General features: G+C 32.4%; 17 protein-coding genes. 10 read left to right on the top strand and 7 right to left on the bottom strand.

Features of this window, described 5'->3' with window-relative positions; genetic code table 11:
* The first annotated feature begins 18 nt into the window (after positions 1-18).
* The 3 genes from QMD61_01760 to QMD61_01750 all read left to right on the top strand — a co-directional run bounded on the left by QMD61_01760 (position 19) and on the right by QMD61_01750 (position 2296).
* Entirely contained in the window at positions 19-1200 is a 1182-nt protein-coding gene (locus QMD61_01760; protein MDI6723352.1) for an argininosuccinate synthase, read from the top strand.
* A gap of 138 nt (positions 1201-1338) precedes the next feature.
* A complete protein-coding gene (locus QMD61_01755) occupies positions 1339-1953 on the top strand; it encodes a PsbP-related protein (protein MDI6723351.1) in 615 nt (204 codons plus the stop codon).
* A 79-nt stretch (positions 1954-2032) separates the two neighbouring features.
* The gene (locus QMD61_01750; protein ID MDI6723350.1) at positions 2033-2296 is read left to right on the top strand and encodes a pro-sigmaK processing inhibitor BofA family protein; all 264 of its coding nucleotides are present in this window, start codon (positions 2033-2035) and stop codon (positions 2294-2296) included.
* On the opposite strand, the gene QMD61_01745 is transcribed toward QMD61_01750, so the two are convergent.
* On the bottom strand, positions 2289-3761 hold the full coding sequence (locus QMD61_01745) for an NAD(P)H-hydrate dehydratase (protein ID MDI6723349.1): 1473 nt from the start codon (positions 3759-3761) through the stop codon (positions 2289-2291). The two genes, QMD61_01750 and QMD61_01745, sit on opposite strands and share 8 nt — an antisense overlap.
* 215 nt (positions 3762-3976) lie before the next feature.
* On the opposite strand from QMD61_01745, the gene QMD61_01740 reads away from it, so the two are divergent.
* Both QMD61_01740 and QMD61_01735 read left to right on the top strand, forming a co-directional pair.
* Positions 3977-5875, top strand: coding sequence for a 3H domain-containing protein (locus tag QMD61_01740; GenBank protein MDI6723348.1), 1899 nt, complete (start codon positions 3977-3979; stop codon positions 5873-5875).
* Between the two features lie 59 nt (positions 5876-5934).
* On the top strand, positions 5935-6117 hold the full coding sequence (locus QMD61_01735; protein ID MDI6723347.1) for a hypothetical protein: 183 nt from the start codon (positions 5935-5937) through the stop codon (positions 6115-6117).
* A 15-nt stretch (positions 6118-6132) separates the two neighbouring features.
* Here the strand turns inward: QMD61_01735 and QMD61_01730 are convergent, their stop codons facing one another.
* The 5 genes from QMD61_01730 to QMD61_01710 all read right to left on the bottom strand — a co-directional run bounded on the left by QMD61_01730 (position 6133) and on the right by QMD61_01710 (position 11147).
* Positions 6133-6855: a hypothetical protein gene (locus QMD61_01730; protein ID MDI6723346.1), complete on the bottom strand. Its 723-nt coding sequence runs from the start codon at positions 6853-6855 to the stop codon at positions 6133-6135.
* A 148-nt stretch (positions 6856-7003) separates the two neighbouring features.
* Positions 7004-7897 (bottom strand): formylmethanofuran--tetrahydromethanopterin N-formyltransferase, encoded by an 894-nt coding sequence (fhcD, locus tag QMD61_01725; protein ID MDI6723345.1) that lies wholly within the window; start codon positions 7895-7897, stop codon positions 7004-7006.
* A 77-nt stretch (positions 7898-7974) separates the two neighbouring features.
* Positions 7975-9426, bottom strand: a complete 1452-nt coding sequence (locus QMD61_01720; GenBank protein MDI6723344.1) for a PAS domain S-box protein — start codon at positions 9424-9426, stop codon at positions 7975-7977.
* A 116-nt stretch (positions 9427-9542) separates the two neighbouring features.
* On the bottom strand, positions 9543-10562 hold the full coding sequence (locus tag QMD61_01715; GenBank protein ID MDI6723343.1) for a UPF0104 family protein: 1020 nt from the start codon (positions 10560-10562) through the stop codon (positions 9543-9545).
* Between the two features lie 114 nt (positions 10563-10676).
* Positions 10677-11147, bottom strand: a complete 471-nt coding sequence (locus QMD61_01710) for a metallophosphoesterase (protein ID MDI6723342.1) — start codon at positions 11145-11147, stop codon at positions 10677-10679.
* Positions 11148-11289: 142 nt separating this feature from the next.
* On the opposite strand from QMD61_01710, the gene QMD61_01705 reads away from it, so the two are divergent.
* Positions 11290-11523: a TRAM domain-containing protein gene (locus tag QMD61_01705; protein ID MDI6723341.1), complete on the top strand. Its 234-nt coding sequence runs from the start codon at positions 11290-11292 to the stop codon at positions 11521-11523.
* A 157-nt stretch (positions 11524-11680) separates the two neighbouring features.
* Here QMD61_01705 and QMD61_01700 read toward each other — a convergent pair whose 3' ends face one another.
* Positions 11681-12100 (bottom strand): zinc ribbon domain-containing protein, encoded by a 420-nt coding sequence (locus tag QMD61_01700; GenBank protein MDI6723340.1) that lies wholly within the window; start codon positions 12098-12100, stop codon positions 11681-11683.
* Between the two features lie 257 nt (positions 12101-12357).
* Here QMD61_01700 and QMD61_01695 point away from each other — a divergent pair, with 257 nt between their 5' ends.
* The 4 genes from QMD61_01695 (at position 12358) to QMD61_01680 (ending at position 16386) form a co-directional block, all read left to right on the top strand.
* Positions 12358-13128 carry a slipin family protein gene (locus QMD61_01695; GenBank protein MDI6723339.1) on the top strand — a complete coding sequence of 257 codons (771 nt, stop codon included), beginning with the start codon at positions 12358-12360 and terminating at the stop codon, positions 13126-13128.
* Positions 13129-13219: 91 nt separating this feature from the next.
* Positions 13220-14656, top strand: a complete 1437-nt coding sequence (locus QMD61_01690) for a TrkH family potassium uptake protein (protein ID MDI6723338.1) — start codon at positions 13220-13222, stop codon at positions 14654-14656.
* A gap of 103 nt (positions 14657-14759) precedes the next feature.
* Positions 14760-15410 (top strand): TrkA family potassium uptake protein, encoded by a 651-nt coding sequence (locus tag QMD61_01685; protein ID MDI6723337.1) that lies wholly within the window; start codon positions 14760-14762, stop codon positions 15408-15410.
* A gap of 31 nt (positions 15411-15441) precedes the next feature.
* Positions 15442-16386, top strand: coding sequence for a metal-dependent hydrolase (locus QMD61_01680; protein MDI6723336.1), 945 nt, complete (start codon positions 15442-15444; stop codon positions 16384-16386).
* Positions 16387-16398 lie beyond the last annotated feature (12 nt).

Raw genomic sequence — 16398 nt, 5'->3', positions numbered from 1 at the left:
AATAATCAAGGTGAAATAATGAAAAAAGTCGTTCTCGCGTTCAGCGGAGGTTTAGATACATCAGTGTGCATTAAATTACTGGAAGAAAATTATGATATGGAAGTTATTACAGTATGTGTGGATGTAGGTCAACCTGAAGAAGAAATAGAAAGGCCAGCAGCAGCTGCAGATAAAATAGGTTCCTCAAAACATTATACAATCGATGCAAAAGAAGAGTTTGCAGAGAATTTCATATTCAGAGCGATAAAAGCTAATGCTATTTATGAAGGTTATCCATTAAGTACAGCCCTTGCAAGGCCATTGATTGCCATGAAAATAGTTGAAATTGCAAAAAAAGAAGGTGCAGACGCAATAGCTCACGGATGCACAGGTAAAGGGAACGATCAGTTCAGATTTGAAACTATAATAAGAGCAATGTCGGATATGGATGTAATAGCACCAATAAGAGATTTAAATCTCACCAGAAGTGAAGAAATAAAATATGCGGAAGGTCACGGCATTCCTCTCCCATCTGATAAGCAGTACAGTATCGATGAAAACCTATGGGGAAGATCCATTGAAGGAGACATCCTTGAAGATCCGATGGTTGAAACTCCGGAAGAAGCCTTTAACTGGACACGTTCAACTGACGACGCGCCGGATGAGGCACAGATTCTGGAGATTGAATTTGAAAAAGGAGTTCCTGTCGCTTTAAATAATGAAAGAATGAAAGCACTGGATCTCATTGGAAAATGTAATGAGATTGCAGGATTGAACGGTATTGGAAGGATTGATATAATTGAAGATAGGATTATCGGACTAAAATCAAGGGAAAACTATGAAGTACCTGGAGCGATTTTACTTATTACAGCTCATAAAGCTCTTGAACAGCTTACATTAACAAGAAGCGAGCTTAAATTTGCAGCATACGTGTCTGAAGTATATTCTGAGCTTATATATGATGGATTATGGCATGATCCATTAAGAGAAGATCTTGACGCGTTGATTGATAAAATGCAGAGAAGAGTAACCGGAACTGTAAAAGTGAGACTCCATAAAGGAAATCTCAGAATACTTGGAAGAAAATCTCCTTACAGTCTTTACAGTGAAGAAACAGTTTCATTTGAGGATAAAGGTATGGATCAGCGTGAAATGACCGGAATGGTTAAAAATTACGGTATTCAGGCCGCTTCATACAATAAGATATGTAAAAAGGATTAAATATCCTTTAAATTTTCTTTTTAAGTTAATTCTAATTAATATATATTTAAATCATATATATTGATTTTTATATTTTCATTTTTAATGAAATCCTAATTATTTGAATAGCATTAATAAACATCTTATTGGTGTTATTTATTGGGATTTCTGGCTTTAATCGTTTTAAGTTCTGGATGCACATTCTTTGGATGGTTTATGGATGTTTTAAGTACAGATGATAGTTCCGATAATTTTATAGTCCTCAATAAAACTACTAATGGAACTTATTTTGTTGCTGGTGTTAGTTTTAAATGTCCACATAATTGGCATGTTGGTGTTATAAAAGAAAAGGGAGGTACCATTATTGTAGCTGCTCCTATGCTTCGTGAAATTAATAATACCTCAATATCTGCATCTACATTTGGTCCATTTGGATTTGAAAGTGGAGGTGTTGCCTGGTCATCTGCTGATCCTCAATTTGAGGCAGATATAATCTATAATAATGGCATGGCAGAGCAAGAAGCAATTAATATGGTTAAAAATAACATGCTCCCTGGAAATAAGATTTCAAGTGATAAAATCATAATAGATGGTCGAAATGCCTTTAAAGACGTAGTAATATTCAATGAAACTGTTGAAATAATGAGGTTTGAATACATATACTTCGTGAAAAACGAAAAAACATACTTAATAACATTTTCAGACTTACATAAAAATTTCGATAAAGAAAAAAAGAACTTTGAAATGATTCTTAACAGTTTTAAAGTTCAATGAAATAATAAGATTATCCGTATTAAGAAAAAAATTCGCAAAAATTATTAATCAGTTTCTACAAATAATAAAATGTGATAAAATGGCGTTTGAACTGATAACACTTGCTCTAATAGTACTTATTGCGATAATCGGGATAGTAGTACTGGTTAAAATAGGCGGATTACTTTTAAAAATAGCAGTTCATGTGATTCTTGGATGGATTTTCCTCGTTCTGGCAAATATCATTCCCTTTATCAATATTCCAATAAACATATTAACAGTTTTAGTTGCTGGATTTGGGGGAGTATTCGGAGTCATACTTTTACTGATTGCCCAGGCATTGGGAATTAATTTAGCTATCTGAATGCATCATCAATGTATTTTATCATATCACTTGCTGTAAAGTGGTATTCATATTTTTTTGAGGCCATATCTCCTGCTCTACCATTTATATAAGCTCCAAGGCATGCAGCTTCAAATACATCATGACCTCTGGCCATTAAGCCTCCAGCAAGACCTGCAAGGCAATCTCCAGTCCCTCCAACGGTCATTCCAGGATTACCTGTTTTATTGATCCTTGTTTTTTCACCATTGGATATAATATCAAAAACTCCCTTTAGAAGAACTGTGCATCCATATTTTTTTGAAACATTTGAAATTATATTAATTCTATTTTCCAATTCTTTAGGCATTTCTAATCCAAAAAGAGTTTTAAATTCGGCACTATGAGGAGTAACCACTAAATCGTTTTCTATTTCTTTAATTAAATTAACATCTAATAATTTTAAGGCATCAGCATCAAATAACATGGGCTTTTTAATTTCTTCAACCAGTTCATTAAGTGCGGATGCGGTTTCTTCATCCCTACCCATTCCACAGCCGATTACAATCGAATCAGCCCTTTCTGAGAGTTCTAATATTTTCTCAACATCATCTTCTACAATAAATTCATTAGAAAGCGTATTCACGATTAAATCTGGTGAATATGATCTTATTGTTGGAGCTACACTCTTGGGGCTTGCAACATAGACTAAATCAACTCCTGATTTAAAGGCTGAAAGTGCTGCAAGTGTTGGAGCGCCGGAATAATCCTGACTTCCACCTACAACGAGAACTGTGCCGTTATTCCCTTTATGAGAAGATATATCTCTTTTTCCAAGTCTTAGAAGATCCCCTTTTCCTAAAAAGGTTTCAGCTTCCTCTGGAATACCTATATCATATAAGATAATGTTCCCAACATATCTGATCTTTGCATGTTTCAGCCCAATTTTAATTTTATGAAATGTTAAGGTGAAATCTGCCTCAACAGCCTTATCTGGGACTTCTCCAGTAAGCGGATTAAGTCCGCTCGGCACATCAACGGCAATTTTAATACCTTTGGAATCATTTATAATGTCTATTGCACTCGAAATGGGCTCTTTTATTTTGCCTTTAATTCCAGTTCCAAGCATTGCATCAACAATGACTGGAGAATCAACTTTTTTAAGTGATTTTTGATTTTCAATCACTTCTAAATTAAGTGAGTTTATACCTGAACTTATATTTTGAATTGCTATCCAGTTATTAAGGGTTTCATTGGATTTAATTTTATCTGGATTACCTAAAAATAATAAATCGACTTTATATCCATTGTTTAAAAGATGTCTTGCTGCAACAAAACCATCGCCGCCGTTACCACCAGTACCTGCAAATATGGTAACTTTACAGGGGTCTAATGTGTCAATTATATGATCAGCTACAGATTTACCTGCATTTTCCATAAGTGCTGATCTGGGAATCCCTAAATCTTCTGCATTACTATCGACAACCATCATGTCTTTTGGAGTCATATTATCACCATTACAACCTGATTTCAATGAAAATAAACTTAAAGCGCCTTTTGAATAAAACAATATCTTCAAGAAATCGTAAAGGCTGAATAAATTCCACTTAATATCACTAATTATATAATCTATAAAACAAATTATTTAATAATAACCTCAATTTGTGTATAAATTAATATTATTTCCATGGTGATTTGGTGGCCCAAAGAATTAAGCTTCCTATGATTATATCCAATGATATGCCGTTTATTTCTTATTCTGTTTTAAAATATGCATTTTTAGCACTTATGCTGTTGCTGGTTTATGGTATAATTGGATCCGTGTACATAATGAACCTGGATATAATTAATTCGATTTATTTTACTATTATAACTGTAGCAACTGTGGGTTATGGGGATATTAGCCCAATCACACCTCTACAAAAATTTTTTACAATAACTCTTGTTTTTGGGGGGGTTGGTTTAGTTGCTTATGCATTTACTTTAACAATAACGGTGGTTACCATGGCTGTAGAAGAAATTACAACTGGTTCCAGACAGAGAAGGCGAATGGCTGCAACTAAAAACCATTTTGTATTGTGTGGATATGGTAGGGTCGGTGCGGCAGTCTTTAGAGAGCTTAAAAAAAGGAACCAAACTGCAATAATAATTGAAAGAGATAGAAAAATAGTGGAAAAGGAGTTATGGGAAGATCCCGAGGTTCTTGCAATTCCCGGAGACGCAACAGACGAAAGCATATTGAAGGATGCAGGGATAAAAAGAGCCAGAGGAGTCATAATAACAACAGGAGACGATGTAGATAATTTATTTATAACCTTAACTGCACGAGAAATACATCCAGAAATATGGATCGTGGCAAGAGCCAGTAAACGTGAAAATATCAAACGACTTTACAGATCTGGCGCAGATAAGGTGATATCGCCTGAAACAAGCGGGGGAGAAGATATTTACTTTGCAGCTATTGAGCCTACCATCACTAAAATCACCATGATGCATGATGTCTCCAATATCAAAAAAGAGGCGGAAATCATTTTGAAACACGGATGTACCCTTGAAAATATAGAGTACCATTTACCTGAATTTAAGGAACCGCTTGAAAGAAAAATTGGAATATCCAAAATTGACGAATTAAGCCGATTTATGGGCAGTTTAAACCGTGATTCAACAAGAAAAAGATCATTAGAAAAAATATATGAATCAGTGAGTGGAATACACTCTCACTGGATTTCAGGTCCAGATAAAGAGAGCCTAAATAAAGTTATAAAAGAACTTGAAGAAGAAGGACTGTTACTGGGTGTTAATCTTAATGAAGATGAGATAAGAGAAGTAGCAAGAAAATATGGTAGACTGGTTGAAGTTGTTATAAAACCTGAAATGAAGATTACCGAAACACATGCTGTTGGAGATATACGCGAAGAGTCTGAGATAATTTTGAAACATGGATGCACTCTGGAAGATATTGAATATTATCTTCCAGGATTCCGCGAACCGCTGCGCCGAAAAATAGGGTTATCAAAAATTGAGGATATGGAAATCTTTTTAGAAAACTTAGAACATGATAATACAAAAATGGAAGCCCTGGAAAGATTATATGCCCTTTCAGGGGGAGGAATACATTCTCATGTAATCTCAGGCCATGATACTAAGAGCCTTTCACTGGTAGAAAAAGAATTGAAAGAAAAAGGATTCTTGTTAGGAATTAATTTAACTCAAGAGGAGATAAAAACTAAAATTAAAGAATATGGAAGAGTAGTGGAGCTACTTTTAAAACATGAAGTTACTAACCTCGATGATAAACGAATAATTATTAATGAGGGCGGCAGAATTTTAGATTCAAAGCATTATCTGCCTGGTGTAAGACAGGTTGTCACCAGGAGTTTGTATATAAATACAGAAGAAGATCTAAAAAACTGTGAAAAGGAACTTAGAAAACCAGATGCTCGAAGGTCTGTTGAAGCATTATATGAAATTTCAAGGCATATTCATTCACATACTGTTGCTGCACCTGACGTTAAAACTATTAAGAGAATTGAAAAGGTTCTGGATAAAGAAGGCATACTGTTAGGCGTTAATCTTCCTGAAGAAGAAATATGGAGAATTGTAGAGGGAGAAAAAACTTAAAATTTATCTATAAAAGGTAAAAATTTAAACTTTAGATAAATATAAAAAGGTGATAAAATATGAAGGCAGAGGAACTTAAAAAAAAGTGTCCTGAATGTGGCTGTGAAGATAAACATATTTTAAAGGATTCAGGAACAGTAGGGGTTGTAGGTGGCCCTCAACATAAATCCTCAACAGGATTTAAGTCCAAAGAAGGTAAATATAGATGTTCAAACTGTGGATATATATTTAAGCTAGAATGAAGTACTAAAATTAATTTATTTTGGCTTTTCTCTGTAAAAAATAGCTGTACATGTACATAAGTCGTGTAAAGGGGGTAGCATTTCGGCCTGATCGATCTTAAAGATTTTCTTGTCATAGGCTTCATGACATTGACTGCATGCATCAATGGCTTTAGTGATTTTAAAGTATTTAAAACCTTTTTCCTTATGAATATACCAGTTTCCAAGGTTTTTTATCCGGCTTAATTCATTTTTACTTATTTTTTCTGCTTCTTCATATGACAAATTTGTTTTGGATACAATCTCATTAGTGGCCTCTATTAATCCTCTACCTTCAGATACAATTTCTGCTAATAATTTCATAATAGTTAACTTTGTATCCTCATCAATGGGATCTATATAGTCCATATTATATAATTCAGGAATTAGAGCTACTTCTTTGTAAGCTGATCTTTGCATTTCAACAGAAATATCTTTTTTTGGAACCTTATCTTCTTTTAATAGTTTATGTATGCCATCTGTATAATCAATGGTGATACTTAATTTTTCTGCTGAACTACCACTTTTTCCTTTTGCAAGTCTGGAGTCTTCATTAAATGCTTCAACGATAGTTTTAACTCTTTCTGTATTATAAGGAATATTCAGCGATTCAACCTGTCTTAAACTACCTCCGCACTCGCATTCTTCGAAATCTTTCAGGGATTCTCCTTCTTTGAGCTTATAATATCCCTCGCATTTTTTACATATAAGATAAGGCATGTTAATCACAAAATCCTTGAATTTTGATATTAGTTTCTAAAAAACAATAGTTATTATTATTCTTGATATTAAAATATATGTTGTATATAATAATATAGTTAAGTTAAGTATTAAAAGAAAATAAAAAATAAAAATTAATTAAATCTTCTTAAAATAATTCATGAAGATTTATTTTGTATGCACCTAGATTTCCACCGAAGTTTCCAGCGCTTATTTTTAAAACGCCAGGGACTTTGACAGCAGCCTCGATTCCAACTTTCATTGCTTCTTTAACGGCTTCTTCGGTAGTTCCATCAATAACAATTTCATATATACCATTTACATCGGCTGGAACTTCGCTATCTTCAACTTCATCTTTTAATGTAACGCACATTTTCTCGTTTGTTGATGCTCCCAGGAATTTGTACTTGTTTGATCCAACTTTGGAACCAGAAGCAACAACTCCTCCAGGGAATGGAGTTATTGTGCCTTCAATTGCTCCAATAGCATCAACAGCAGCTTCAGCTGCAATCAAAGCTGATGATGGACTGTCGCCCATTATAAAGAAGTTTCCACCAGCTACACCTGATTTTATTCCTAATTCTGCTTCGACTAAAAAATCACCAGACATGATTGGAATGCTCCATATTTTTCTTCCATCAATGTCTAACTCTTTTTCGAAGCCATCTCCGAAGAATTTTAGTTTTTGACCAGTCTTTAGTTTTTCATCAGCATCATCTAAAGCATCAAATGCTGCAGTTGTGGCAGCAGTGAGTAAACACATTCCAACTCGTTCTAATAACTCGTGATCAAGTTTCTTTTTGTCCATATTACATATCATTATCATGTATCCAGGTCTTCCATCAGGAGTTTCTTCTGGAGGAACGTAACAATCAATACCTGCTTCTGCAGGACAACCAATAACTGAAGTCCCATAGCCTGTTGCTTCAGTTGCTGCTATTTTTGCCAGTTTTTTAGTCGCTGCAGTTACAAGAACTCTTGAAACCTGTATACCGAATGCTTCTGCAAATGTATCTTCTATTTCTACACCGTTTATTTCCATGATTATCACCGTTTGATGGTAGATTGAGAAATAGTATATATTTTTCTATTTGAATTTTTAATTAATTTCGGGATGGTTTAAAAAATAATCTTGAATGTGGTTCCTTCATCCCTGTAAAGCTCTATTTTTCCATATAATTGTGTTACTAAGGCATTTACCAGTCTTAATCCTAAAGTCTCAGTATTTTGAAAATCAAGATATTCAGGGAATCCAACTCCATTATCTGCAATTATAAGAATATGCTTATTGGATTTCAGATAAAATTCAACACCAATTTCCCCCCTACCATTTGGAAAAGCGTGTTTTATAGAATTACTAACCAGTTCATTTATAATTAATCCACAGGGAATTGCAAAATTAATATCCAGTAAAATGTTTTCTACATTGATTTTTTGTTTTATAAATTTAGAATTTATCCCATAAGAGCTTAAAAGGTCATATAGAAGCTTTTTAATATATTCTGCAAAATTTATCCTGGAAAAGTTATCTGACTGATAAAGCTTTTCATGGACAATAGCCATAGATTTAACTCGATCTCGACTCTCTTTTAAGATTCTAATTGCATTTTCATCTTTTAGACACTTTGATTGAAGATTTAAAAGAGAGCTTATTATTTGCATATTATTTTTGACCCTATGGTGAATCTCTTTTAATAGCACTTCTTTCTCTTCAAGGGATGATTTAAGCTGATTTTCTATTCTTTTAAGCTCCTGAATATCACGGGTAATATATACTGCTCCTGAAAATTCACCTTTTTCATTTGATAAAGGGTTTCCAATGGTTTCTACCCAGATATAATGTCCGTCAGCATGCTTATACCTATGTTGAATTCTTTTTGGCTTTAAAGTGGCAATAGCTGTTTGAATTGCATTTATAATTATGTTTAAATCATCAGGATGTACTATTTTGATTAATTCAATGTCTTTCTTTCCAATTACATCTTCTACTTCGTATCCGAGTAGATCTTTTAAGGAAGGGCTTACATATTCAAAAATGCCTTTTTTATTAACCTGATAAATTAAATCAAGCATATTATCAGTTATTAAGCTTAAATGTTTCTCCCTTTCCTTGATGGCTTCTACAATCCTTTTGTAATTAGTTATATCCTTTGCAATACTGAAAATAAGCTTTTCATTATGAAATTCAATAATTCTTGCGTGTATCTCAAGAGGTAAAATTGATCCATCTTTTCTAAAGTATGCAGTTTGAAATTTTAATTCTTTTTTGGTTTCAAGTTCTTTAATTCGAGGGGTTATAATCTGTTCAAATTGGGGAATTACAAGATCATGGAGATTTAATTTCATTAATTCGTCTTTAGTATAACCAAGAGATTTACAGGCATTTTGATTTACATAAATGAAATTTCCCTGAAGATCATGTACAAATATAGGATCAACAACATTATCTAAGATTAGAGATTTTAATTTTTCTTCCAAATCATTTTTTTGGTGTGATAATTCACTAAAATCACGATTTGAATTTTTAAGTTCTTCTATAATCTGTTTTTCAGGTTTATCTATATTTTCCATGCGTGCTTCCCCGGGCATCTAAATTAATATATATTTATAATAAATATTATCATTTAAAAAATTACTTATAAATGTAAGAATGGTAAAATGCATTTTTTTGTAAAAATAATTCATAATTAATCATATTTTCTTGAAATTCTTTCTATTACACTTGCTCCAAAGTAAGGAAGCACACCCACCCCTATAATTGAAGTCATCCAGAATGATATTAGTCTTTCGATAAGGGTTGCTGCAGCACTTATTGAAGGTGGAACGCCAGCAGCAGAAAATAGAACTATCATTATTCCATCTACTGCTCCAACACCTCCTGGAAGAAGTGGAATCAACCCTAAAAGGCTGGAGATTATGAAAACTTCTGCAATTATAATTAGGGAAACATTTACATCAAAAGCCGAGAATACAAGGTAAACTCGTAATATTTCAAAAAGCCAGATTGTAAATGATATTAAAATTCCGTAAATCAGGACATTTTTATCTTTAACCATAACCCGCATACTGTTTTGAAATCCTGCTATGGCCGAAATCGCTCTTTTTTCGAGTTTACTTCTATCTTTTTTTGAAAATCTTTTTATAATCCTTACAATCCAGAGGGTAATTTTTTTACCTGCATTTTCGTTGAGGGACATGTAAATTGCAATAAAAAAGACTATTAAAAGGAGTATTACAGAAATAATAAGTATATAAACAACTAATGTGGGTAAATTCAAGTATAGGACTGATGCAACTATAGTAATTATTGCCAGAACCATGAATGGAAACGTATCAAGCCCTCTATCTGCTATTACAGTGGCAAATGATTTTTCAAAGGTAGTTCTCGAGTATTTACTTAGAATATAACCTCTTATGGGCTCACCACCACCTCTTGCACTGGGGGTGATGTTATTAATAGCTAATCCAACCATCAGCATTGGGAAAAGATGTATTTTTTTAACTGAAATATTAACGGCGTATGTAGTTATTGCCCAGCGCTGAGTCCAGAATATATAAATTACAAATTGAATAATGATTGCAAGACATATATACCATAAGTTGGCTAGTTTTAACGCATTTTCAATATTTTTAGGACCTATAATTAGGATCATGGCTGCAAGAATTCCAATTCCTACTAAAAACAAAATTAATGCCTTAAATTTCATTTTTCTTGTACCAAATATTTTTGTAATTTAATTCAGTATAAAATCATAATCTAACGGAGTGAAATTAAATATGAGTTTTATATAAATTTTAATTATATAGATAAATTTTTAAAACTATAAAAATTTGGTTTCATAACTTAAATCTGTCGGATCGAGCAGTACGACAGTTTTTTCTCCTGATAAATAACCGCATGTTTCTCCGGGGTTTATAACTAATGTTTCCCCTTCTATTATCTCTAATTTATGAGTATGGCCCCTTACAACAACATCATATTTCCTGCTTTTAACTAAAGCGTCAATAATGGTTTCATTTGTACCGTGATTAACTGCAATTTTCTTCTTATGTATATCAAGCTCTATTAAACTGTCTAAAAAGCACATATCCTTAAAAAAATGTCTTAAACCATCTTTCTCCCCATCATTATTACCAAAAACAGCTTTAAATTCACAATTAAGATTTTTAAACTCTTTAGCTGTGAAAGGAGATATTAAATCTCCGGCATGTATAACCAGTTCTACTTCGGAGTCGTTAAAGAAATCCACAGCTTTTTTAATAGTATCTAAATTATCATGTGAATCTGACATTATACCTATCATATTTATATCTTTGTAGATTACTTTATAAATTTATGATCACATTTATGATAAGTCCAATAACAACATTTATAAGTCTTCAAATTATACTGTATGGTAAGCCAATTCTTGGCTTATTTAGGATGTGAATAAATTGTTTAGAAATAATTACGGAAGAGATAATTTCTCAGATAGAGGAAATTCTGCTCCTATTAATGTAGGAGACGAATACGATGTTAAAATTGAAGATGTTGGAAGAGATGGCGACGGAATCGCAAGAATAGAAGGGTTTGTAGTCTTTGTTTCAGGTGCAAAACTCGGTGATGAAGTTAAAATTAAAATCAATTCAACAAGAAGAAACTTCGGTTTTGCGGATATAGTTGAATAAATAATTAAAATTATTTTTAATTCTTGAAAAAATTATTTTTTTAATATTTTCTTGAATTTTTATTTATTTTAAATGTAAAATTGCTTTGTAATTACTTTTTTTGAATTATAGCTTGTAACTATGATCTTCAGTTAATTTTAAAAAATATAATAGAGTATTAAATTAAATACCAAGCTATAAGAACTAAAATACCTATAAATGCTATAATTAGATAGTTAATAAGTACTTTAACTTCTAAGTCTCTTATATCATCAAATTTATAAAACCTTTTAAATGCAAGATAGGCAAACAGCAGTGTAATAAACCCGGAAATTAACACAGAATAATCCTCTGCAATTTCTAAAAAGATTATGTTACCTAAAATAAATATTATTAATCCTATTGCAATTATTTTTAAATTAATTGATTTTCTGTTAAAATAGGATAATAAAGGTCTTTTAGAAGAGTTGGAAGATTCTTTACCTGATTTTTCAGGAGATTTTTTTGATGGTTTTAGAGGCTTTTTACAATTATAACAAACTTCGGCGTTTTTAGCATTTTTAGTTTTACATCTTGGACAGAGTATTGTAGAAACCATGAAATCACTCTCAATGAATAAGTTTTTTATTTTTTTTTATGATATCAATTGTTCAAGCTATATACTGACATCATATTTATAAATTTCAGAACATTTCAAAAATTTTCTTTTTTTATTTGTCTTAATTACAGTTAGAATAGTTTTTCATGGTTAAAAAATTCAAAGAAAATTTTTATTCTATTTTTAGGGGATCATTATTTTAAAATTATAATAAGTAGCTTGAACATAAATATTAGAAAAATATAAGGAGGTTTTAGATGGATCTAATAACACTCATTATCATTGGGATTATTGTTCTAATTATTTTGGGCCTTTCGATACGCATAGTAAACCAGTATGAAAAAGGGGTTGTTTTTCGTCTTGGAAAAGTAATTGGAGTTAGAGAACCTGGGCTTCGTCTTATTATACCTGTAGTTGATAGGATGGTAAAAGTTTCCCTCAGGATTGTTACTATGCCTATTCCCTCACAGAATATAATCACTCAGGACAATGTTTCAATAGATGTTGCAGCTGTAGCGTATTTTAAAGTTGTTAATGCTTACGATGCTGTGGTAGCCATTGAGAATTATAATAGAGCTGTGAATCAGATTGCTCAAACCACCATGAGGAATGTTATAGGGCAGTTTCTTTTGGATGATGTTTTATCTTCAACTTCTAAGATAAACGAGAGAATTAAAGAAATAATAGATAAACACAGCGAACCATGGGGAGTTCAAATTACTGCTGTGGAAATTAAGGATATAAGACTTCCAGAAACAATGCAAAGGGCAATGGCAAGGCAAGCAGAAGCAGAAAGGGATAAAAGGGCTAAAATCATCGCTGCAGAGGGCGAATTTTTATCAGCAGCGAAACTTGGAGAGGCAGCAGATGTAATAGCGGCACATCCTGTTGCACTTCAGCTCAGGAATTTACAGGTTCTTTCTGAGATATCTGCAGAGAAAAATTCAACTATAATATTCCCTGCACAGTTTATGTCAACTATTAAAGACATAAAGAAATACATGGACTCAGAAGGACTATTAAAATAGGTGAAATTCTTTAATAAACACCTACTTATTTATTTTTAAAGATTAATGGTTATATTTATATATTCTGCTTGAGTATCTAAATACGATATCAATGATTGGGCAACTTAGAAAAAGAGATTTTTTTATAATAGCAGAACAGTTAGGCTTGATAATGATAGGTATTGGTGTAGTAACGCTAATACCATTATTAGTTGCCTTAATTTATAATGAAGGGAACTATATTTCATTTATAATTCCGTCAGGAATGTCTATTTTGTTGGGTTTTATTTTAAGGAAGATATTTGAAGGTAAGAGTGGTAGAATTGCCCTTAAACATGGTATGATAATAGCTTCAATTGCATGGCTTTGGGCGGCATTAATAGGAAGTCTTATTTTAATGCAAGCGGCAAATATCTCATTTTTAAATGCTTATTTTGAAAGTATGTCTGCATGGACTGGAAGTGGCCTTTCTATATTTTCTGATGTTGAGATACTCTCTAAATCAGTTCTCTTTTTGAGGAGTATTGAACAGTGGATTGGAGGGCTTGGTGTTGTTATTGTGGTTATTGGAATATTAATAAGACCAGGGACAGCTGCAGCAAGATTATATAAGTCCGAAGCCAGAGAAGAGAAGATAAGGCCAAGCATCCTTGGAACTGTGAAAGCAATATGGTGGATATATCTTTTTTACACTGCTTTAGGGATTATTTTGTATGTTTTTGCAGGAATGCCTCTTTTTGATGCTATAAATAATACATTTACTAACTTAGCAACTGGTGGAATGTCCATTAACAATGATAATATTGGAGCGTATCATAGCAATGTGATTTATATTATAACAATTTTTCTAATGATTTTGGGAGGTACAAGTTTTCTTGTGCATTATAAAGCTTTAAATGGGAAAATTAAGGCTGGATTAAAGGATATTCAATTTCAGACCATGATTATCTTGATTATTATATTTTCAATACTTTTAATTGTAAATGCAAATTTTATACCAATAGAAGCTTTTTTTCATGTAGTATCTGCAATAACATGTACTGGTTCAAGTATTCCTCCATTAAATACCATGATTGCATGGCCCCAGTATGCAAAAATATCTATAATTCTTTTAATGATTGTTGGGGCTGCTGCGGGTTCCACTACTGGTGCACTTAAGCTTATTAGAGTTATTACAGCTTTAAAAGGGATTTACTGGGAGATTGTAAGAATAGTGGCCCCTGAAGGTTCTGTTTTGCCAAAAAAAATATCAGGTAAACCCGTATCTGATGTAGAAATTAAAGAAGCAGGTTCTTATGCCTTTATTTATCTTATTTTCATTTTTATCAGCTGGCTTGTCTTTGTACAGTATGGTTATGATGCCTTAAACTCTCTTTATGAGGTCTGTTCAGCGCAAGGAAATGTGGGGCTTTCGATGGGTATAACATCCTCAACAATGCCTCATATCCCTCAAATTTTCCTGATTTTTAATATGTGGATTGGAAGACTTGAAATAATCCCTGTACTTGTTTTATTAAGAGCATCAATAGATGCATTTAAAAGATTTTAGATTTTCATTGAAATCTTTTTATAGTATGATGCGAAATAGTTGAAAATTGGATAGTTTCTACTGGAAAATATCTTAAATTTAATACAGTTAATTGGTGAATTATATGTATATAGTCATAATGGGTGCTGGAAGAGTTGGATTGCACCTTGCATCTAATCTTGTTAGTAGAGGGCATGATGTTACCCTTATTGAAAATGATGAGCATTTATGCAGTAATGCCGCAGCAGAACTGGATGCACTGGTTATTTGCGGCAATGGTACAGATACCAAAACTCTTGAAGAAGCCAATGTTGGGGAAGCAGACGTTTTTGTTGCAGCTACAGGAAATGATGAAGCAAACCTTTTATCCTGCATACTTGTTAAGCAATACAATATCTCAAAAATCATTGCAAGACTAAGTAACCCTGATCATGAGGAAGCATTTAAAAAAGTAGGCATAGATGATGTTATAAGTCCTGAACTGACAGCAGCTGGTTATCTTGAAAAATTAATAACCAGACCTAAAGTAGCTGATTTAATAGTGATAGGAAAAGGAGATGCAGAAATACTGGATATTACAATAAAAAATAAGAAGGTCATCGGTAAGCATGTAGGTGATATTAGCCCTACGGATGACTTTATAATAGTTGCCGTGTATAAAAATGGCGAAATAACCATTCCTAAAGATGATATGGTTTTAAATGAAGGAGATAAAATTTCAATTCTCGTTAAAACTGATGCTATTAAAGATGTAGTTAAAATGTGCACAAAATAAGTTTAAATAATTATTTTAATGAGAGCATAACATGGATTTTTTTACTCATTTTTTAGTTCCCTTCATCATTTTATTTGCCCTCAAAAGCAAAAATAAGCTTGCAGGTGGATTTGGGGGTATTTCAATTGATTTTGATACATTCATATCATGGATTGGCTTGTTAATTCCATCATTATTTGTTTTTTCGCATAGGGGAATTACACATTCCTTTATTTTTGCAGCAGTTACTTCAACGCTTTTTTTATATATTATATCCAGAAAAAGGATAAATGAATTCATAGGAAATATAATAAAACGCGATATATCTGTGGAATTTACCTTTAAAACAGTTGGAATAGCTTATTTCGGTGCAATTATTCATTTATTCCTTGATTTTTTAACATCAAGAGGTATACCTCTTCTTTATCCATTTACGCTTGAAAGATTTAGTGCGGAAATTTATTATTACATTGATATAACCACTGCGGTTATAGCGCTCATTGTTTTATCTGTTCTTTACCTGAAAATGGATATGAAGTACAAGAAGGGGGCAATGGCAATTTTCATGATTATTTTATTTTCTTTTGGAGGAATCAGGGCTTATGAAAAGATTAATGCAATTGATGATAATCCAGTAAGTGGAAATTTCACATATATAACTGCATATCCCACAATGGACATTTTCACATGGACAATTGTTGAAAGCGATAATAAAAACAGCACATATCATTCATTCAACTACAACACATTAAATAAAGAACAATCAGATACAAAAACAGTTCAAAGCCTTAAGGTCATGGGTGGCAGCGTTCAATCGGCTCAAGAAGCTATTGATAAAGCAAATAATCTCCCTGAAGTTCAAAATTTCAAATGGGACGGATATTATCCCTGTATAAATGCCAGTTATAATGGAAATGTATGGGAATTAACATATTTTGATGTTATTGATACAGGATATCACAATAATAATATGAAAGTGCTTATTCCTCAAAATTAGGTATTTTCTTTT

This window comes from Methanobacterium sp. (genome assembly GCA_030017655.1).
Classification (GTDB): Archaea; Methanobacteriota; Methanobacteria; order Methanobacteriales; family Methanobacteriaceae; genus Methanobacterium_D.
Note: the sequence above shows the minus strand (reverse complement) of the source record. Positions and strands in the feature narration are given on the sequence as shown.

What these genes read in the sequence shown, in the direction of transcription:
- QMD61_01740 (MDI6723348.1), top strand. Translation starts at nt 3,977, where the DNA reads ATGATTATATCCAATGATATGCCGTTTATTTCTTATTCTGTTTTAAAA.
- QMD61_01730 (MDI6723346.1), bottom strand. Translation starts at nt 6,855, where the DNA reads ATGCCTTATCTTATATGTAAAAAATGCGAGGGATATTATAAGCTCAAA.
- QMD61_01715 (MDI6723343.1), bottom strand. Translation starts at nt 10,562, where the DNA reads ATGAAATTTAAGGCATTAATTTTGTTTTTAGTAGGAATTGGAATTCTT.
- QMD61_01695 (MDI6723339.1), top strand. Translation starts at nt 12,358, where the DNA reads ATGGATCTAATAACACTCATTATCATTGGGATTATTGTTCTAATTATT.
- fhcD (MDI6723345.1), bottom strand. Translation starts at nt 7,897, where the DNA reads ATGGAAATAAACGGTGTAGAAATAGAAGATACATTTGCAGAAGCATTC.
- QMD61_01720 (MDI6723344.1), bottom strand. Translation starts at nt 9,426, where the DNA reads ATGGAAAATATAGATAAACCTGAAAAACAGATTATAGAAGAACTTAAA.
- QMD61_01760 (MDI6723352.1), top strand. Translation starts at nt 19, where the DNA reads ATGAAAAAAGTCGTTCTCGCGTTCAGCGGAGGTTTAGATACATCAGTG.
- QMD61_01690 (MDI6723338.1), top strand. Translation starts at nt 13,220, where the DNA reads ATGATTGGGCAACTTAGAAAAAGAGATTTTTTTATAATAGCAGAACAG.
- QMD61_01700 (MDI6723340.1), bottom strand. Translation starts at nt 12,100, where the DNA reads ATGGTTTCTACAATACTCTGTCCAAGATGTAAAACTAAAAATGCTAAA.
- QMD61_01680 (MDI6723336.1), top strand. Translation starts at nt 15,442, where the DNA reads ATGGATTTTTTTACTCATTTTTTAGTTCCCTTCATCATTTTATTTGCC.
- QMD61_01685 (MDI6723337.1), top strand. Translation starts at nt 14,760, where the DNA reads ATGTATATAGTCATAATGGGTGCTGGAAGAGTTGGATTGCACCTTGCA.
- QMD61_01750 (MDI6723350.1), top strand. Translation starts at nt 2,033, where the DNA reads ATGGCGTTTGAACTGATAACACTTGCTCTAATAGTACTTATTGCGATA.
- QMD61_01735 (MDI6723347.1), top strand. Translation starts at nt 5,935, where the DNA reads ATGAAGGCAGAGGAACTTAAAAAAAAGTGTCCTGAATGTGGCTGTGAA.
- QMD61_01710 (MDI6723342.1), bottom strand. Translation starts at nt 11,147, where the DNA reads ATGTCAGATTCACATGATAATTTAGATACTATTAAAAAAGCTGTGGAT.
- QMD61_01745 (MDI6723349.1), bottom strand. Translation starts at nt 3,761, where the DNA reads ATGACTCCAAAAGACATGATGGTTGTCGATAGTAATGCAGAAGATTTA.